Origin of the sequence: Salinibacterium sp. (assembly GCF_031364185.1) — a bacterium.
GTDB lineage: Bacteria > Actinomycetota > Actinomycetes > Actinomycetales > Microbacteriaceae > Rhodoglobus.
Genome location: NZ_JANLVV010000288.1, coordinates 24,083 through 42,763, shown reverse-complemented (window position 1 = coordinate 42,763; position 18,681 = coordinate 24,083). Strand labels below are relative to the sequence as shown.

At 63.4% G+C, this 18,681-nt stretch carries 15 protein-coding genes and 1 pseudogene; 9 read left to right on the top strand and 7 right to left on the bottom strand.

Features of this window, described 5'->3' with window-relative positions:
• Positions 1 to 190: 190 nt before the first annotated feature.
• Positions 191 to 499 (bottom strand): annotated as a pseudogene (locus tag RMN95_RS12745) (sterol carrier family protein); the annotation flags it as partial.
• Between the two features lie 181 nt (positions 500 to 680).
• Between RMN95_RS12745 and purD the strand changes: the two are divergent.
• From purD to RMN95_RS12720, 5 genes are all read left to right on the top strand, one after another.
• The gene (purD, locus tag RMN95_RS12740; protein ID WP_309617284.1) at positions 681 to 2,057 is read left to right on the top strand and encodes a phosphoribosylamine--glycine ligase; all 1,377 of its coding nucleotides are present in this window, start codon (positions 681 to 683) and stop codon (positions 2,055 to 2,057) included.
• Complete coding sequence (locus RMN95_RS12735) at positions 2,054 to 2,923, top strand: phosphoribosylaminoimidazolesuccinocarboxamide synthase (RefSeq protein WP_309617283.1); 870 nt, start codon at positions 2,054 to 2,056, stop codon at positions 2,921 to 2,923. Before purD ends, RMN95_RS12735 begins: the two co-directional genes overlap by 4 nt.
• Before the next feature lie 225 nt (positions 2,924 to 3,148).
• Positions 3,149 to 4,024 (top strand): VOC family protein, encoded by an 876-nt coding sequence (locus tag RMN95_RS12730; RefSeq protein WP_309617282.1) that lies wholly within the window; start codon positions 3,149 to 3,151, stop codon positions 4,022 to 4,024.
• A 25-nt stretch (positions 4,025 to 4,049) separates the two neighbouring features.
• Positions 4,050 to 5,474 (top strand): histidine kinase, encoded by a 1,425-nt coding sequence (locus tag RMN95_RS12725; protein ID WP_309617281.1) that lies wholly within the window; start codon positions 4,050 to 4,052, stop codon positions 5,472 to 5,474.
• Positions 5,471 to 6,148, top strand: coding sequence for a response regulator transcription factor (locus RMN95_RS12720; protein WP_309617280.1), 678 nt, complete (start codon positions 5,471 to 5,473; stop codon positions 6,146 to 6,148). The genes RMN95_RS12725 and RMN95_RS12720 overlap by 4 nt, the downstream gene beginning before the upstream one ends.
• 38 nt (positions 6,149 to 6,186) lie before the next feature.
• Here the strand turns inward: RMN95_RS12720 and RMN95_RS12715 are convergent, their stop codons facing one another.
• The 3 genes from RMN95_RS12715 to RMN95_RS12705 form a co-directional block, all read right to left on the bottom strand.
• The gene (locus tag RMN95_RS12715; RefSeq protein ID WP_309617279.1) at positions 6,187 to 8,277 is read right to left on the bottom strand and encodes a hypothetical protein; all 2,091 of its coding nucleotides are present in this window, start codon (positions 8,275 to 8,277) and stop codon (positions 6,187 to 6,189) included.
• Between the two features lie 441 nt (positions 8,278 to 8,718).
• Positions 8,719 to 11,328, bottom strand: coding sequence for a hypothetical protein (locus RMN95_RS12710; protein WP_309617278.1), 2,610 nt, complete (start codon positions 11,326 to 11,328; stop codon positions 8,719 to 8,721).
• A 600-nt stretch (positions 11,329 to 11,928) separates the two neighbouring features.
• Positions 11,929 to 12,768, bottom strand: a complete 840-nt coding sequence (locus RMN95_RS12705) for a hypothetical protein (RefSeq protein WP_309617277.1) — start codon at positions 12,766 to 12,768, stop codon at positions 11,929 to 11,931.
• 55 nt (positions 12,769 to 12,823) lie between these two features.
• Here RMN95_RS12705 and RMN95_RS12700 point away from each other — a divergent pair, with 55 nt between their 5' ends.
• Complete coding sequence (locus RMN95_RS12700; protein ID WP_309617276.1) at positions 12,824 to 13,387, top strand: hypothetical protein; 564 nt, start codon at positions 12,824 to 12,826, stop codon at positions 13,385 to 13,387.
• A gap of 716 nt (positions 13,388 to 14,103) precedes the next feature.
• Here the strand turns inward: RMN95_RS12700 and RMN95_RS12695 are convergent.
• Complete coding sequence (locus RMN95_RS12695) at positions 14,104 to 14,286, bottom strand: hypothetical protein (protein ID WP_309617275.1); 183 nt, start codon at positions 14,284 to 14,286, stop codon at positions 14,104 to 14,106.
• A 548-nt stretch (positions 14,287 to 14,834) separates the two neighbouring features.
• Entirely contained in the window at positions 14,835 to 15,716 is an 882-nt protein-coding gene (locus RMN95_RS12690; RefSeq protein WP_309617274.1) for a hypothetical protein, read from the bottom strand.
• Between the two features lie 25 nt (positions 15,717 to 15,741).
• On the opposite strand from RMN95_RS12690, the gene RMN95_RS12685 reads away from it, so the two are divergent.
• Positions 15,742 to 16,650 (top strand): hypothetical protein, encoded by a 909-nt coding sequence (locus RMN95_RS12685; protein ID WP_309617273.1) that lies wholly within the window; start codon positions 15,742 to 15,744, stop codon positions 16,648 to 16,650.
• 293 nt (positions 16,651 to 16,943) lie between these two features.
• On the opposite strand, the gene RMN95_RS12680 is transcribed toward RMN95_RS12685, so the two are convergent.
• Complete coding sequence (locus tag RMN95_RS12680; protein WP_309617272.1) at positions 16,944 to 17,390, bottom strand: nuclear transport factor 2 family protein; 447 nt, start codon at positions 17,388 to 17,390, stop codon at positions 16,944 to 16,946.
• A gap of 74 nt (positions 17,391 to 17,464) precedes the next feature.
• Between RMN95_RS12680 and RMN95_RS12675 the strand changes: the two genes are divergently transcribed.
• Entirely contained in the window at positions 17,465 to 18,076 is a 612-nt protein-coding gene (locus RMN95_RS12675) for an SDR family oxidoreductase (protein WP_309617271.1), read from the top strand.
• Complete coding sequence (locus tag RMN95_RS12670) at positions 17,989 to 18,237, top strand: SDR family oxidoreductase (protein WP_309617285.1); 249 nt, start codon at positions 17,989 to 17,991, stop codon at positions 18,235 to 18,237. Before RMN95_RS12675 ends, RMN95_RS12670 begins: the two co-directional genes overlap by 88 nt.
• Positions 18,238 to 18,681 lie beyond the last annotated feature (444 nt).

Sequence of the window (18,681 nt, the reverse complement as noted above, 5' to 3'; positions counted from 1 at the left end):
CTACAACCCCCATGAGATGCTGAACCAACTAATCACCGGTGTTGCACTGGCCCCCTGAAACCGCCGCGGTTGACCCAGCAGAAGTGGCGTTCTCGGTGGTGATGGGCAGAGTGGTGATGGGCAGAGTGGTGGCGGGCAGAGTGGTGGCGGGCAGAGTGGTGGCGGGCAGAGTGGTGGCGGGCAGCCAGTCGATGGGCAGGTAGTCGGTGAGATCAGCGCGCTGGCCGGATGCCGCCACACGGCCCGCACGAACGGCATTGGCCCACGCGAGCTGCCCGGCTGCGAGCGCGAGCCAGGTTGCGGCATCCATCTCGACGACGTTGGGCGGAGTTCCGCGGGTGTGCCTGGGACCCTGGATTGCCTGCACGGCACCGAACGGCGGCACGCGAATCTCAACCGTGTTGCCCTCCGCGCTGTCGGCGAGCAGCTGCAGCAGGTAGCGCACGGCAGTGGCAATGATATCGCGGGATGCCGGCGGCTCGGCCGTGCGTGCGCCCAAGGTCGCGGCAGTAGCCTCGCGGGATGCGAGTGGTTGACCCGCGCGTGCAACCAGCGGCACAGCCGGTGTGTCGCGGGAGGTGAGCGCCGCCAGCGCGGCGGCCACCGCCGCCCGCCCTGCGTCATCGGCAATGCGTTTGGGGGGCATGCTCCTACGGTACTTCGCTGGGTAAGGTTGACCCGTGCGAATCCTGGTGCTCGGCTCTGGTGCGCGCGAGCACGCCATCATCACCTCGCTGCTCAGCGAGACTCTCGGCGAGACTCTCGGCGAGACCGTCGGCGCCAGCGAAAGCGGCGCCAGCAGCGCCAGCGCAAGCGGCGCCAGCGCCAGCGGCGCCAGCGCCAGCGGCTCCCCCGGCAAGAGCACCGGCAGCGCCGGCGCACCCCGCCACCATCACATCACTGCGGCCCCCGGCAACGCGGGCATCGCCACGGTCGTGCCGGTGGTCGCGCTCGACCCCACGCGCGGCGATATCGTCACCCAGTACGCGCTCGACAACGACATCGAGCTGGTGATCATCGGGCCGGAAGCGCCCCTGGTCGCCGGGGTTGCCGACGCCCTCCGGCAGCGCGGAATCCCGGTGTTCGGCCCCGGCAAGGCCGCCGCAGCGCTGGAGGGTAGCAAGACGTTCGCCAAGCGGATCATGGATGACGCCGGCGTGCCGACGGGCCTGGCGACCCGGGCGGGTTCCCTCGCGGAGGCGATCGAGGCCATCGACGAATTCGGCGCCCCCTACGTCGTGAAGGCGGACGGTCTGGCGGCCGGCAAGGGCGTGCTCGTCACACCGGATCGCGACGCTGCCGTCGCCCACGCCACCTTCTGGCTCGCCCACGGCAGCGTGCTCGTCGAAGAGTTCCTGGCAGGCCAAGAGGTCTCGCTGTTCCTGGTCAGCGACGGCCACACCGTGCTCCCACTTTCGCCCGCGCAGGACTATAAGCGCGTATTCGACGGCGACGAGGGGCCCAACACCGGCGGGATGGGCGCGTACTCACCGCTGCCGTGGCTGCCGGACACGTTCGTGGATGACGTAATCGAGTCCGTCGCGCTGCCCACCATCCGGCAACTGGCCTCCGAGGGCACCCCGTTCATCGGCCTGCTTTACTGCGGGCTGATTGTCACCGACGACGGCGTTCGGGTGATCGAGTTCAATGCGCGATTCGGTGACCCCGAGACTCAGGTAGTGCTGCCGCGCCTGCTCACTCCGTTGAGCGGGCTGCTGCTGGCGGCCGCCACGGGTCAACTCGGTTCGCTGCCTCGCCCGGAATTTTCGACGGATGTCGCGGTGACCGTGGTTCTCGCTAGTGAGGGTTACCCCGAGAATCCGCTCACCAACCGACCCATCACCGGCCTCGCGGATGTCGAGAATGTCACCATCGCGCATGCCGCCACCGCACTCGTTGGTGGCGAGTTCGTCGCGACCGGTGGACGCGTGCTCAGCGTCGTGGCGCTCGGAGCCGACTTTACCGAGGCCAGGTCACGGGCCTACGCGGCGCTGGACATCATCCACCTCGAGGGTGGCCACTACCGCACCGACGTAGCGAAGCGGGTCGCCGAATGAGCACACGTAGCGAAGCGGGTCGCCGAACGAGCACGGTTCCCGACGGCTGGCAGCTGTTCTACTCGGGCAAGGTGCGCGATCTGTATCGCTCAGCCCAGCATGAGGGCCGCGTGCTGATGGTCGCCAGTGACCGGGTGAGTGCGTTCGACCGGGTGCTTGAGCCGGGCATCCCGGGCAAAGGGGCACTGCTGACCAGCCTGAGCCTGTGGTGGTTCGCCCAGCTGGATGTTCCAAATCACCTGGTCGACAGTTCGAGCGAGCTGCCCGCCGGCGCGGTGCTCGTGAAGTCGCTCGACATGTACCCGATCGAGTGCGTGGTGCGCGGCTACCTCTCGGGCAGTGGCTGGGTCGAGTATCAGCGGCTGCAGAGCGTCTGCGGCGTGGCGCTTCCGGCCGGCCTGCGTGACGGTGACCGGCTGCCGGAGCCGATTTACACCCCGGCCTGGAAGGCGCCGCTGGGTGAGCACGACGAGAACATCACCTTCGAGCGCACGGTCGAGCTGGTGGGGCCGGATGCCGCGGCGGCACTTCGCGATACGTCCCTGGCGGTGTTCGCCACGGCGTCGGCAATCGCCGAGCGGAGGGGCGTCATCCTGGCCGATACGAAGTTTGAGTTCGGGGCCGACCCGGTGACGGGTGAACTGACCCTCGCCGATGAAGTGCTCACGTCGGATAGCAGTCGCTACTGGGACGCCGCCCTCTACGAGACCGGTGACCGCACGGCGAGTTTTGATAAGCAGATCGTGCGCGACTGGCTGGCGGGTCACTGGGATAAGGCCGGCGCCCCACCGGAACTTCCCGCAGAGATTGTCGAGCGCACCGCGGCGCGTTACCGTGAATTGATTGAGAGGCTCACGGGAATCTAGCCCGAAATGCCAAACCCTTCTTCGCTCGTGGTACGAATACAACTGTGATGGCTCGCCGCCCCAGACGGCGGGCCATCCTTGTGTCTGCTGCGTGCGCTCACCCTCACGGAACGCCGAGATGCGGCATATTGTCGGTCATGACGATGGCGACCGCACATTTGCCAGGTACCGCGGGCTGCTACGCCACTCTGGAATAGGCCACCTACGAGCGACGTTGCACGCACCATGACCGACGACCGACTTGCCGCAGATACCGCGATGGGGGCGGTTACCCTGCGCGTCGGCGATCTCGATGCCATGACGGCCTACTACCGCGACGCCGTGGCGCTTCAGGTGATGGATGCGACGGGCGACACGGTCACGCTCGGCCGGGGCGGCACGCCCATCGTCGTCCTCACCCACGCCCCCGAGCTGGTGCGGGCAAGCCCCCACGAGGCCGGCCTGTTCCACACGGCGATCCTGTTCGACAGCGAAGAAGCGCTCGCGGCATCCGTCTACTCTGTCGCGCAAAAGTATCCGGCGACGTTCACGGGAAGTGCAGACCACCTCGTCAGCAAGGCCTTCTACTTCACCGACCCCGAGGGCAACGGCGTCGAACTTTATTGGGATCGCAACCGCAGCACGTGGAGCTGGGTGCACGGCACCGTTGAGATGTCGACGCTGTCTCTCGACCCGAACGCCTTCCTCCTCGACAACCTCACCGAGGCCTCGGTAGCAGATCCCGTGATTGGGGCCGCGCGGGTCGGCCACGTGCACCTTCAGGTTGGTGACGTGGATACCGCGCGCGAGTTCTACGTCGAGAGGCTCGGCTTTGCCCAGACCGCGATGCTCGGGCCGCAGTCGCTGTTCGTGAGCGCCGGCGGGTACCACCACCACATGGCGATGAACACCTGGAACTCCGGCGGAGCCGGGCCCCGGCTCCCGGCCCTCGGCCTCGCGCAGGTTCAGATCGAGGTACCGGCCGCAGACGACCTTGGGGCGCTGGTCGAGCGCGTGACGCACTTCGGCATCCAGTCCAGGGATGACGGCAGCAGTGTCAGCTTCGACGACCCGTGGGGCAGCCAAATCACGGTGGGCGTGAAGACCGACCAGCAGCGATAACAGAGCCGAGCGCTACAATTAGGCGGTGGGCCCTAAGGCAGCGAACCCCCTGTGGCCAGGCTTCACCCGCTCAGGCGGGTCGACGCTCGGCCCTGATTGGGTGCGCCCTGCGCCAACTGTTTCGCAGCAACGATTCGACGTCATCGCCGTCGTGGTGCTGTTGCCGCTGTTTTGGTTGCGATTTCAGCTGACGACCAGCGTGGGGCTGTGGCAGGACTCTGATCGGGCCGCCTTCGAGGCAATGGTCTGGTCGGTGGTGCTGGGGCTGGCTTTCGCTGTTCGTCGGCGATATCCACTGTGGTGTCTCATGTATGGGATCGCGGCGGCGAGCCTCGCAACGATTTTTAATCCGCAGGCTGTGTCGACTTTTCCTCTCGATCTCTTCCTTTATTCCCTTGTCTACACCGCGGCGGCATGGGGTCAGAGTCGCAAGCGCACCAATATCGCCCTCGCCATCCTGGTGCTCAGCCAAATCTGGTCGTTGGCGTACCGGATCAACGCTCCCGCGATCATTGCCCAGGTGGAGGCCGTCAAAAACCCCAGTGGCAACCTGCCCGCTCACTTCTCGAATTCGCTGTTCCTGATCGGCCTGACAATCTTCTACACCACAGCGTCGTGGATCGTCGGGACGATCGGGTGGCGTAACGCACGCCAACAGGAAGAGTTGCGCCTGGGCGCCGTCGAGTTGAAGGCGGCGCAGGATAAAAACGCTTACCAGGCGGTCCTTGCCGATCGGGTGCGCATCGCACGGGAGCTGCATGACGTGGTAGCCCACCATGTGAGCATCATCGGCATTCAGGCTTCTGCCGCTCGCCGCACGATGGGCCGTGACCCGGATTCCGCAGCGAAGGCTCTGTCAGAGGTGGAGACATCGAGCCGCCAGGCCGTCGGCGAGATGCGCACCCTGCTGGGCGTGCTGCGATCCGAGGATGAGCCGTCTCTCACCGAGGCAACGGCATCCCTTGACTTGGTCGATACGCGCGACCCATCCCTCACCCCCCTCCCGGGACTTTCCGACCTGCCAGCCCTGGTGGAAAAGGTGTCGGCGACAGGGCTGAATGCTCAATTCCGCGTGGTCGGGCAACCCTTCCCGGTGCCGAGAAGCATGGGTTTGTCGCTGTACCGAAGCGCGCAGGAGGCACTCGCGAATGTGCGAAGACACTCCACGACCCTCGCCGCGCACGTTACTTTGCGATATCTTGAGGGCACAGCCGTCGAGGTTGATGTGCAGGATATCGGTAGTCCGTCTGGTGCCCCACAGGGTACCGGGCTGGGCCATCGCGGCATGCGCGAACGGGCCTCACTCCATGGTGGCGAGGTTGAGATTGGGCCCATGCCCACAGGAGGATTTCGGGTGCGCATGAGACTTCCCATCACTAATGAGCCTGCGCTGGTTGAGGCTCCGGCGTCAGGATCGGCTCCAGTGTCAAAAACTGAGGCGCGGCCGTGAGCCAGCCAACGCCACCGATCAGAGTTCTGCTGGTTGACGATGAGGCCCTCGTCCGTACTGGATTCTCGATGATCCTCTCGGTCGAGGACGACATCGACATTGTCGGCGAGGCCACCGATGGCGCGCACGCGGTCGAACTTGCCATGACGCTGCATCCGGACATCGTGCTCATGGACCTGCAGATGACCGGGATGGATGGCATCGACGCCACCCGACGGATCGTGGCATCCACAGACTCTCGGGTGATCGTGCTCACGACCTTCGACCGGGATGACTATCTTTTTGAAGCTCTGGGTGCTGGCGCCAGCGGATTCCTCTTGAAAAACACTCTGGCTGAAGACCTCGTCACTGGAATTCGACTGGTTGCCGCGGGTAACGCCTTGCTGGCTCCCGAGGTCACCCAGCGGGTGATCGCCAGATTCGCCGACACAACCCAGGTCGACTACCGACCAGACCTTCTCGCTGATCTCACCGAGCGCGAACTTGAAGTGCTCGGCCTCGTAGCTCGTGGCCTCAGCAATGCCGAGATTGCGACCCAACTGACGGTGGGTGAGGCTACCGTCAAGACTCACGTCTCGAGGTTGTTAGCAAAGCTTCATCTTCGGGATCGCGTTCAGGCCGTCGTTTTGGCGTTCGAGTGTGGGGTCGTGAGTCCCGGCGGAGGATCGGTCTGAGGTAAGCACAGGCCGATGCCGCCCGCCGGGATGAGGCGCTACGGCTGCGTCGACCAGCCACCGAAGATGGGGCTGATGACGCTGCCGCCGATCTCCCCGACCTTCACTGCTCCCCAGACGCCGCTGTCGAAGATCCACTTGAGCCCCTGTTGGGCTGCATCCAGAGGGACGTTGATGAACGGATCCAGCGGGGCGGTACCAGCATCCGGTGTTTTGCGCTGCTGGGGCTGCACCGGCCCCGGCGGCGAGGCAACCACCGGAGTGACCTTAGTGGGCTGCGGGGTCGCCTCTCCGAACGTGCTGGATGAATCATCAAGCACGAATGGGGTAGTCGGAGCTTTGATATTCGACCACGTAGTGACGGGCGCCGGTGGGAGACTTTGGGTTGGCGTGGCGTTGGCGGGCTGCGGAGCTGCTGGCATCGGATAGCCGAACAGGTTGCCTGTTTGCTCGTTCATGACTTTTGTCGGAACTGCAATCTGGGTCCAGCTAGTCTCTGTGTTTGGCGATACTGCTGGCGCATTCGGCACGTTTTGCGCAGTCGGATCGGGCTGCCAGACGGGCGCTTTCCCGAATGAGCTGTCGAAGATAACAGGTTGGTTTGTCGCGTCTTGCGTACTTGAGGGGATCGATTCTGGCTCAGGAACGAACGGCTTCGCGACGTACGAACTGTAGGAGTATGTCGCGGTGCTCCCGCCGGGTTCCGGCAGCTGGAACGGGACGTTGGGCGCGCCCCCCGGGTCAGGAGCGCCGCCGGGGGGCTGCTTACCAGTGGTGGGCGGGTCGGGCGGCGGATCACCCTCGGGACCGTCCCCAGTTGCATCTTCCAGCCCGCTGCGCTCGCGATCAGTCCCGCGCTTGTCCCTGTCCTCAACAACGGGGGTCGGCTCAGCGGGCGGGACGGTCGGGAGCTTAGGTGCAGGAAGGCCGAAGGCGGGGAAAAGCACGTTGACGAGGATTGCCGCGCCATTTATTGCCTGGCCCATCCTTTCCCAGACGCTCCTCTCGTCCCCCCCTTCCGGCGGAGTAGCGGCCAGGAGAAGGTCTGTTGTATCCGGGGTTGCGGCGTCGAAGTTTGTAACGCCGCTCACGGGGGTGTCGAGGTTGCCAGACCTGTTCAGGCCGAGTTGGCTAAGGTCGCCAACCGACGCTACTGCGTCGAGGGGAAGGGTCGAGGACGGCGTACCGCCGGCAGCGTTGAAGTCAACTCCCGGCGCGAGCATCGACCCGGCCTCATTTACAACAGTCGCGAATACGAGATCACTCAGTAGCAGATCAGTTGGTAATCCCAGCACGTCCGACGGCACCACGCGCCCTGCGATACCCGAGTCGGTGCTGAGGTCGGCACCGGCAAAGTCGAATGCTGACCCATCGCCCAAGAGCAACTCCGGCGCTCTACCGGAGAGCTCGTTCAGACCGCCGCCGTCCGTAGCCTCATTCAGGACCGAGGCGAATTTTGGATCGTCGTTCACAAGACCACTCGCCAATCCGGACGCGTCAATGGGACTTTCCGACCGGACTGTGCCCTCATCCAGGCTGAGGCCCACGTCCGCATCGGAGCGGACTTCAGTGCTGGCTTCAGTGCTGGCGAGAATCGGAGTGAAGTCTTGCTTTGCTACAGCCTGGGACTCGGGGTCATCGCTGACCAGACCACCTGGCGGCCCCAACACACCAGTCGGGTAGGTTTGCTCGACCGTACCGTCGGTTGGTTGGAGATCTGTCAGACCCAGACTCAGTTGGGGAATCTCGGACGCGGGTCCGTTGGCGTTAGACGCCGGGGCCGACTCGAGCGTCGACCGAGATACCTCATCGGTAGGATCCGGCGCGGCGAAGTCCGACAGGGACGGCGTGAATGTACTGAAATCCGAGACGCCCCCCGAAGCTAAAGAAATGTCGTTGAACGAAAATGTCCCGTTGGAGGAATCCGAAAAGCCACCACCGAACTCATCAGCCGACGCCGAAGACGCAGAAACATTCACCACCGCGAACGCCGCCCCCGCCGCAATGAACGATCCCACGGTGTACTTACAGACCGAATCCAACCTCGTCGGCTGGTACATCTCAATACCGAGCGGCGTTCGCGCAACAAATGGTGCAGAGCTAACAGGTTTGGTTTTGCGAGCACTCATGAAAAACTCCATCTCCACAGCTAGCGGGAAGCCCGACGAAGCGGACCATATGATGACGCTACGGTCGCCACTCGTCATCCCGAATCCGGCACAGTCATGAATCTGCGCCTACACCTCAAGACGGACGTCGAGGCCTCATAAATGGCAGCGGTGGCCACCGTGACTGTCGGCACCGGCTCTCGCGAACGCTGATTCCCACCATCTGCGGCGGTTGATCATCCTGGGCATGATTAGGCCCCCTCACATTGCGCTGTCGTCGCCCGCGAGGTAATGAGCCCATCGCCTTTTTGGAGACTGAGCACGGCGGCGAACGCCACCAACTTGACACTTATCGGAGCCGGGTTCAGGCCGTCGTGCTGGCGTTTGAGTGCGGGGTGGTCAGTCCCGGCGGAGGCTCTGCCTGAGGGCGATTCAGACAAATACCTCCACCGGGACGAGGGATCACGGCTGCGTCGACCAGCCACCGAAGAAGGGGCTGATGACACTGCCACCGATCTCCCCTACCTTGACCGCCCCCCAGACACCGCTATCGAATATCCACTTGAGTCCCTGCCCGGCAGCATCCAGCGGCACATTGATGAATGGATCCAGCGGAGCGGTTCCCGCATCCGGCGTCGTGCGCTGCTGCGGTTGCACTGGCGCCGGTGGCACAGCAACTCCCGGTGCGACCGTGGCGGGTTGCGGAACAGACTCCCCAAACTTCGGAGCCGAACTATCGACGACGAACGGTGTGGTCGGAGCCTTGACGTTGGACCACGAGATCGTGTCCGGGATCGGCGAGCCGAAGTTGGCCGGAGGAGCTTTGACGGTGGACCACATGAGGTCGATCGTCGGCGGTGTACCAAAGTCGGGCGAAGGCGCTTTGACGGATGACCATGAGATGTCAGGTGCGAGCGAGCCGAAGTCGGGTGCGGGCGCCTTGATTGGTGACCACGAGATTCCGGACATCATGTTGGGCGCTTGCACAGTCTCGTAGTCTGCTTTGCACACAGTGGCGCATGCTGGAACTATCCCCGGGTTGGAGTTTGCGTCGACAGCGCCATCGACCTTTACCGCACCGCCCCCGGAGGTCGGCGGAACGGCGGGAGGGGTGCCGTTACTGTCGCCGCCAGCCGCTGGCGGGACTCCGTTCGCAGCTGGAAAGCAATTCACATTCACACCCTCGGTGGTTGAGCAGTTTTCCGTGGTGAGTTCCGATTTGGCCTCCCACGGGGCGCCGATCAACGCGGTGATTCCAGACTGAGTTCCCACTGCTATTCCAACATTGCGGAGAACCTTCGTGTAGTTAGTCTGGATCTGCTGCTTCTGTTCCGGCGTAAGTGCACCATCCGTCGAGCATCCACAGTCAATATTTTCTTGTGTGATGCGCGCGGTTTCCTGCCGCTTCAGATCTTCAGCAATACCTCCTGCCCAGGTGGTGGTAGTAATTGCAGTTCCGATCGCGGAGTTGCAGGCATACGTCGCTAGGTCCGTAGACCCGGGTGTGCACACACCGAAAGCTTTTTCTATCTCGTTAGCACCGACCTGTAGCGCAGTCTCGACGACCGGTAGAACCGCCAATGTACCCGGATACAGCCCCGAAGCGGCGTTCACTTTACGCTCCGCCACTTCGCTAGCGAAAGGGTTGATGTATTTGGTCACGCCGACATCGACTCCTGCAGCAACCGCCCCCCCTAGACCTGCAGTGAACATCCGATTGACGCCTTCATTTTCCGATATCGAGATCGGGTTCGCCAAGGCAGTTCGGAGACCCAAGTCGGTCAAGATAGAAATGGGAGCGCGAACCAGCGCGTCCTTAAACGCGACACTGGGTTCGAGGCCTTGGCTGATGCCAGCAACAGTTTTCCCATAGGCTCCGAAGGGAATTCCGACGCCAGTAAATATGGCTGGCCCCCAATTAAATGTCGCAGCCTCCTCGTCGCTGGCCACGTCCGCGGGAGTATCTGGTAACTGATTGCCCATTTCAGGCGCCTGCCGTGAAGGAGATCCTGGTGTTGTCGGGATCACCGACGACACTGGCGGTGGAACGTAGATCTCCACGGGGGTACCGCCCGGTTGAGGCGGCGAGCCTTCTGGCATACCGTCAGACCTCGGCACGTATACCGGAGGCTTCGACCCATCTTTTTGAGCCCGCGAATCAGCGAGAAAGGTAATGCCGAGGCCGGAGAGGTCTCCCGCAGAAGCGACCAGCGTTTCCTCGAGCGGTGCATTGTCATCCAACCGTGCCAGGAGGCCCGCATCATTGAGCACCACCCCGTTCGGCAACCCGAACACATCGACCGAGTCAACCGTTCCGGCACCAAAAACGAAGTTCGCCTCCGGGACGGAGACGGGACCCGCACCCGCCAACGTCACCGCAGGATCCCCATTCAGTAGAGCCAGAAGCCCCTGACCATCGGGCACCACGCCGGTCGGGTCAATCGGGTCGATGGTGCCGTCGGTGGGCTGAAGATCGGTCAAACCCAGAGTCAGTTCGGGGGGTGCGATGTTCAACTCACCCTGGTCCGACGCCAGCCCCGGCGCAGCCGGAGCCTCGAGACCAGCCGCCGTGGATGACGCACCCGTCGACACGGGCACCTCAGTGAAAAGATCGGGCGTGGTGAACGACAGTTCACCCGCGGGCATGAAAGCAGACTCACCGGGCGCCGGGGCAGAGATCTGCAGAATGTCAGGCGCCGGAACGAGATCGAACGTCTGATCCGGCACCGGCGCGGCAGCCTGGAAAACATCCGGAGCCGAAGTCGGGCTGGTGAACTCGGGCAGGGTGGGAGTGAAAGTGCTGAAATCCGAGACACCCCCAGAGCCCAAGGCAATGTCGCTGAGTGAAAAGGATCCGCTGGAGGAATCCGGGAGGGCACCACCGAACTCGTCAGCAGACGCCGACGACGCCGACAGGTTGATTGCCGCGAACGCCGCTCCCGCGGCGATGAACGAGCCCACCGTGTACTTGCAAACAGAATCCAACCTCGTCGGCCGGTAAATCTCGATCCCCAACGGAGAACGTGCGACAGATGACGCAGAAATATTCGATGTGGTTTTGCGTGCAGTCATTGAGTGTCCTTCGCGACATGAGGCGGGCAACTCGACGAAGCGAGCCTCTCTGACGCTACGATCGCCCATCGTCATCCCGAATCCGGCACACGCATGAACCTGCATCTAAACCTGAAGGCGGACATCGCGCCCTCAGATGATGACAACAGCGCGGACTGTGGCGATCGGTGTCAGCCTCTGCAGGAGCCAGTCATCCGCCACCGTCAGTAGGGTCTTTCGGAGATGCGGCAAAGGGCATCCTGACAGCTCGAACTCACCACTCACAAAGTTGTAGGGCCCTCATCAAACGCGCCCCTCGCGGATAGCTCCACCACGCTGCCAAGACACGAAGAATAGCGTGGCGAACAGACCGCAGAGTTTCAGGGTTCAACTCCAGTCGTTGACGAGTGAAAAAGCTTCGGCACTTTTCCAGGCGATACTTACTCGCCCATGCGAGTTAAAACCGTGCCAGCGGCAGTGCAAAAGGCGCATGGGCTCCCTGCACCGCCGCTGGGCTGTAAACGTGTATCGCAGCCCCATCGTGCCCAAATCTTGTGCCCAGAGAAACTACCGACGCTCTAGCGTCCCGGGAAAAAGCGCGACAGAACTAGCCGGCAACGATCACAAGAGTGGAGCATCGAAGAAGCTCACCTCTGGTTGCAAGTCGAGCGCTGCAAACTCGGTGCCTGCACCCACGCCAGTGTTCGCATCCGCAGTAAACGAGACCGGATCCACGAAGACATCGACGCCAGACGTCACGCCATCACCAGAGGCAGCCTCGTACACAGGCACGGCACCATCAGAAGCATCAGAAGCAAAGGGATCCACGCCAGTGGCCGCGTCCGACGTGAAGGAAACCGGATCCCCGAAGACCTCGACGCCAGACTCGTCAAATGTCACCCCACCATCAGAGGCAGCCTCGTACACAGGCACGGCACCATCAGAAGCAGAACTGGACGCACCACTCAGGCCCGCCTCCGGAGTGCTGAAGTCCGTGAAATACGCTCCTGCTCCCGGAAGTAGCGATGAATTGTTGAACAGACCGTCCGGCGTGGGAGAGGTAATCGACACGAAATCCGGACCCAGTGAAACGTCACCTGTCATGACAGGTTCGGAGATGTTGAGCACTCCCGGCCCGAAGCCAATCGGTACGTCAGCACTGAAGGCTTCCACTCCGCTGGCGCTCGGCACGGGATTCGCTGTAGTCGACGGCCCACCGCCCAGCGGAATCGTGTACTGGATGCCGGCGCTCGAGCCCCCGGGCCCTGTGGATGCCACTCCGTTCAATCCATCGCCCAGCTTCACGCCGATTTCGGCGACTCCGTTCGTGCTGTAGCTAAGGGACCCGTCGGAGTTTGACACCTTTGCCCCGACGATGCCGGTCGACGGGTTATAAGTACCGCCAAGCTTCACAGAACCATCCCCGAGCGGAATTGAACCGTTGACAGAGATTTGGTCCAACTCATTATTCGATAGGCCCACAAAACCGTTGCCCACTTTTTGGTTTATGTACTGGGTGTCATTGACCGACGAGAACGTGCCCCCAACCGTTGTCCCCGATGACGAGACCGCAGCCGATACCGCGGGGATGGCCGTGCCGTTCGGAACCACCGTGATAGATGGCGTGATTTGGGCTGTGGTGCTCGGATCAATCCGGATGGTGTTGGATAGCGCAACCGAGCCGACCGGCCCCGCGGGGGTACCAGCGCCTCCCAACACAAGGCTGGTTGTCGTCGGGCTCGGAGCGGCCTGTACCACTGGCGTCGGAGCCGGGGTAGAAGGTAGCGGTGCCGAGGCGGGGGCAACCGCCTGGTTCAGGGTCTGGCTAAACCCAACGCCACCCAGCCCGGAGGTTGACACAGCAGCAGGAGAGGACAGGGTGACGCTCGGCAACGAACTGAACACCGATGTCGGTAGGGCGGTTGTCGAGAAGCTAATCGGGGAGGTGCTCAGGAGAGATCCGCTGGAGAAACCGGAAAAGCTGCCGCTATCGAAGGTGGCAGCAGAAGCCGGTGACGCAGACAGGTTGCTCCCCGCAAAGGCCGCCCCCGCCACGATGAAAGACCCGAGAGTGTATTGACACACTGAGTCAAATTTTGTCGGTTGGTAGATTTCCACGCCGAGTGGCGTTCGTTTCGTCGGTGAAGCGGCTGCCCCTCGCCTGTTTTTACGAGCATTCATGAGAATCTCCTTCGCAATCCCGGAGGCGAGCAACATAGCGGAGCTAGCCGTAACCAAACGCTACGATCGACAGCCATCATCCCGAATCCGGCACGTGCATGAACCTGCGGGTACGCCTCAGGGTGGAGGTGAGAACCCTGGATGATGACACCTACGCGCTTGCTTGCGCATCGGCGACTCCGCCTCATTGTCGTCAGTGAGGCCCGGTGCCGCCGCGAAGCTGTGGCGCTCTCGCGGCCAAAGGACGTCTACATACCTCTCCTGGTCAGGGTGGCAGAATCGTGGAAATGGGGTGACCCTGCGTCACAGCCACTCTCGGCACTGGGAACGATCTGCACACGAATGCGACCGTGTCGCGCGGCACCTCAAGCGAAGGACCAGGAGTAGCAACATTCCAAGGGATTCGGCATCTACGAGGGTCGACTGTCAGTCTCAGCCGGTTTGTCGACAAAGATTCGAAGCTGCCCGTGACGACGCGACCCTCCAATCTCTCGGCGCCGTCACCGGAGGGTCTGCCGAAGGAGCGGCGGAGGGAGCGATGCTGCCCGATCTTCCGCGCTTTCTAGGCCGGCCGCTCGATCTCCGCTGAGAGCCCGGTAGATACCGCGCCATCTACTACCGGCGGCGCGAGGATGCATGAAACAGCGGAACACCGTTCTCATAGTGCGGGATGTCGACGGTGGTGATGGCAATACCGGGGCGCGCGTCATCGGAAGTGAAGTCGGGATCATCGGGCTCAAGAGAGGGAGCTACACTCGATGTCGGCATCACCGAGTCTGACACCGCAAAGTTTGACATGGCCAATGTCACAGTCGTCCCCGCACCACCCCCCACCGCAGGGTCGAAGGCCGACGGTCGAAGGCCGACGGTCGAAGTCGCCCAAACTGATCCCGCCGATGTCTTCGGCCGATGCGCCACCGGCTAACAGGTTCACCGAGACTAACGCCACGCCCGCTGCGGTGAACGACCCAACGGCGTTATGACACGCCGCATCCAGTCTTATCGGCCGATATGTCGGCAGATCTGAAGGCGTAGCGCCTGTCAAGCCACCTGACACCGACACTGTGCTTCCGCTCAGCCCCATTCGCGAACCTCCTCGCTGCGGTGGGCAAACACAGAATCTTTGCTTGCCACGAGACCACAGCAGGAGCCTCACTCTCGCTCCGGAATCCGGCGAGAGAACGAACTTTTGAATACACCCCAGGGGGACTCGAAGAGTTGAACTTCTGCGCGTCGCGATGAAGGCCGTGTTAGGAGAGTCACTTCCCAATACCCGTGTGGCCCCCCATCAACGCCGAAAGGATGAGGCCTGAACCGGCCTCATCCCTCCGCGGGTAATTCGGGAACTAGAGAATCGGCGTGTCGGCAGGGATCTCGGCCGCGGCGAAGTGCGCTGCCGCCTCGGCAGCGGCAGCCTCGCGCTCAGCGTCGGCGGCCAGGGCGTCGGCGTGAGCTTGTTCTGCGGCGGCGTGCTCCAGCGCGTGCCAAGCCGCTTCGTCGGCTTGTGCCTGAGCTAAGGAAGCAGCGAGCTGCTGCTCGGCCTCAGCATGGGCGGCCGCCTCCCAGGCCGCTGCTTCGGCGGTCGCCTCAACCTCCGCGACGGCTTCCGCCTCTGCGGAGGCTGATGCCAGACCGGCCTCAGCCTGCGTGCGCGCCACCGCCGCGTCTGCCTCAAAGTGGTCGTGGTGCACCACTCCGTCAGCCTCCGACACGCCAACGCCCATGTCTGCAACGATCGGCGAAGCTTCAGGGACTTCGGAGGCTGGGGCAGATGAACTGGCCGACGTGTGCTCGCCGATCACGATCGGGATTTGCTCAGTGGTGACGGGCTCGGAGGCGTGGCTCAGGCTGTGCGGCAAGGCCGCAGGATCGACGACCGAAAGCGGCAACAGTATTCCGGCGCTTTCGCTTAGTTGCGGAAGTGGCGAGAACGTCACGGCCGGAGGGGGAGTGGCAGTGGCGGGAGCGACTTCAGGGTTGGGGATGATCTTTGGCAGTGGTATGTCAATGGAAACAATGTGAGGTGAGGTGACCGTAGAAGCGGGATCCACCGCCGAGCCCAGTGACGGAGCTAGAACTTCGGCAGGCGCGACGGTGGGCGCCGGAACCGACGCCGCGGCGATGGCGGCGAGCACGGTGATGGTAGGAGTGCTCGCCTCGGGTGCGATTTTTTTTGCGACAGGCGCGGCGGCGGGGCCAGCCTCCGACGCCGGTAACGCACGCAGCACTTTCTGAAGTTCTGGAGCTGGCGTGGTGGGTGCAACACGCTCCAGAGCTGGCGTGACAGGCGACGCGACCGCGGGCGGAGTAGGGCTTGACGGTGCGGCGGACGAAGCAGAACTCGTTGGCGTGGGGGGCGGAGCTGCCTTTGCCGAAGTTGGAGCCGGTGCGGCCGCCACAGGAGGCGGTGTAGTTGGCACGGCCTTTTCCGGGGTTGGCACGACGGGTGCGGGCGCGACGGCATCGGGAATCGGTGCGGCTGTCTCGGGTGCGGGAGCAGCGATGACGGCGGGCGGGCCCACCGGCTTGCTCACCGATGGAGGCCTTTTAGATGGCGTGATCTTTCTCTGCTTCTCAGCGGCCGGCGCACGTACGGTGGTCGGCGCGGCGATCGCGTCCTGGCGCGGCGCCGCGGTGACTGCTTCCGACCTGGTGGATTGCGTTGGTTCGGACCTCAGGGGCAATGCTGTGCTGGTAGAACTGGCGACGCCGTCTGGCCCGGGCGCCTCGCCTGCCCTTGGTGTGGACACCTCACCAAGCGCACCGGCGCCCGGTGACGTGCTCGTCTTGGAAGGATCTCGAGAACTGGACGACCCCCCGGCGGCCGCCGGAACGCCCGCCTCGGACGCGATGAGCGGAATCCCATCCTTCGCCGCCGATTGTTGGCTTTCAGATGAGACGGGTCGCCCTTCCGAGGTTGTGAGCGAGCCTTCGGATGCGCCTAGCTGCTCTGTCGGCGGTAACTTTGCGTCGATCTCCTTCGCCGTGGTCGGGGCAATCTCAGTACCATCTGTCGCCGCAAGGCTGGACTCCGTGAGTCCGTTATCCATGCTGGCCAACGCCAGGGATCCACTATTTGCCGGATTCGACACCGCGGCGACGCCGGCGACGAGAGCGCTCACCGCAAACAGCGAGCACGCAGCGTATCGCACCCGCGCGTAGTGGGCTGCACCGATCGGCGTGCCGTCTGAATCCTGTCGACGAAGAAACATGTGTTGCGCCTTCCGCTGCGTGTGAGTGTGCCTTGACCCGACACTACGAGCGGGATCTGCCCCGCGAATCCCACTGGGGCATGAACCTCGGCGTACACCTTGAGGATTACAGAGCCGACGAGCAAAGACAGTGCCGCGATGGCGACGAAGCAGGATGCAGCACCCACGGTGCCGCGGATGAACTCCCCCGTTCCGACCTAAGGATGACGATGCCCATCATCATTCAGAACTAGAAACCGCGCCTCAGGAAATTGACCGGGCCAGAGTGAACTGGGAGTGGATCAACACAAGTCGTTGCGACATCTGCCATTTCCCCTTGACGCGCACGAATGCATCCTGGTACTCACCGGCAACCGCGATCCAGGAACCATCGAGAAGCTCGAGCTCGGCATCCACATCGAATCGGGCCGTCGCCGCATTGCCGTCGACGTCGATCGCACCGTTCGACGTCCAGTGAAATGCACGCTTCACCGCTCGCCACTGCCTCTCGATCGCCTCCGCAATCTCATCCGTACCCGTGTACACGACATTCTCACGAGGCGCCCACACTGCCGTCGGCGTCCATACCGACAGGAACAGGTCGAGATCCCGGCGATCGGCGCCCCGGCAGTAGTCGGCGGAGAGGCGATGCAGGGCCTGGATGCTCTCAACCCTGTCCAGGCGCGCGGCAAGTTCTTCGATCGTGGGCATGGGGGCGAGCATAGTAGATCGACTGGGCGCACCCTCAAGGCATCCGGCCGTATGCAGCAGATATCGTGTGAGCCATGCCCGAAACTGCGGCAGCGAACAGGCCGGTGGCCATTGTCACCGGAGTTGGCCGAACTGTGGGCATCGGTGCGGCGATTGCCGCGACGCTCGCCGACCAGGGCTGGGATCTCGCTCTGAACTATTGGACTCCGGCCGACGAAGAGATCTTCGGCGCCGAGGCTTCTCGCGGTCTCGCCGAGCTCGTCATCGACCTGGGGGACCGAGGGGCGCGCGTGCTGACCATTCCCGCCAACCTGGAGCGAGTGGATGCCGCGGCCGGGGTGATCTCGACCGCCACTGCGAGGCTGGGGGCCGCATCCGCTCTCGTACTCTCGCACGCCTGGGACGATGATCGCAGCCTGCTCGACACGACCGTCGAGCAGTTCGACAAGCACTTCGCGATCAACACCCGTGCGAGCTGGCTGCTCGTCAGGGAATTCGCGGGCCAGATTCCGGATGGCGGCGGCGCGTCGTGGCCCTCACCAGCGACGCCACGGTCGGTAACCTCGCCTACGGCGCCAGTAAAGGTGCACTCGACCGCATCGTCATCGCAGCGGCGAGAGAACTGGCCCACCTCGGCATCTCCTCGAACGTCATCAACCCTGGGCCGGTCGGCACGGGATGGATGACCGAACCCGTGCGCACGCAACTCACCGCTATGCAGCCCACCGGCCGCCTCGGCACCCCGCAGGACATCGCCGAATGTGTCGCCTTCCTCGTCTCGCCGCAAGGTCGCTGGGTGAACGGGCAACTCATCAAAAGCGACGGCGGATTCTCGGTGCACGGCTGAGCTGCGAGGGGCTCGCTGGTGGCTCGGACCACGGCGTCAGCGCCGGGCTAAACCCACCAGTGCCCACGAACCGGTCCGGCTGGTCGTCAATCACCCCGACTCGAACGGCAAGTTCGCGAGACCACTGCTTGTCGACGTCCCCCACCACCGTCCATGGCGCAGCTTCTCGTAGAGCTTTATCACCTCGCGATGGTTGCCGACGTCCTGAGTCCGTGCGTTCGAAGCCGCCAGCAACGAGCAACTCCGTCGCGGGTGTCGACATCGCGCTGAGGCCAGTCGAGAGCTCCCGCTGTGATGACCCAAAATCCCGAACGGCACCGCCCTCGGCATCGGCGTTGCTCGCAGAACCACAACGAGAAGTCGCCGCATTGCTCACGAGAATAGCCATGCTGCAGCCTCGGCGGGTGGGCGGTGACCCGCAGCGCGACAAGCCATTGCCTCGAG

Coding starts and splice junctions, on each gene's coding strand:
- RMN95_RS12735 (WP_309617283.1), top strand. CDS start 2,054: ATGAGCACACGTAGCGAAGCGGGTCGCCGAACGAGCACGGTTCCCGAC.
- RMN95_RS12730 (WP_309617282.1), top strand. CDS start 3,149: ATGACCGACGACCGACTTGCCGCAGATACCGCGATGGGGGCGGTTACC.
- RMN95_RS12715 (WP_309617279.1), bottom strand. CDS start 8,277: ATGAGTGCTCGCAAAACCAAACCTGTTAGCTCTGCACCATTTGTTGCG.
- RMN95_RS12710 (WP_309617278.1), bottom strand. CDS start 11,328: ATGACTGCACGCAAAACCACATCGAATATTTCTGCGTCATCTGTCGCA.
- RMN95_RS12695 (WP_309617275.1), bottom strand. CDS start 14,286: ATGTCAAACTTTGCGGTGTCAGACTCGGTGATGCCGACATCGAGTGTA.
- RMN95_RS12680 (WP_309617272.1), bottom strand. CDS start 17,390: ATGCCCACGATCGAAGAACTTGCCGCGCGCCTGGACAGGGTTGAGAGC.
- RMN95_RS12675 (WP_309617271.1), top strand. CDS start 17,465: ATGCCCGAAACTGCGGCAGCGAACAGGCCGGTGGCCATTGTCACCGGA.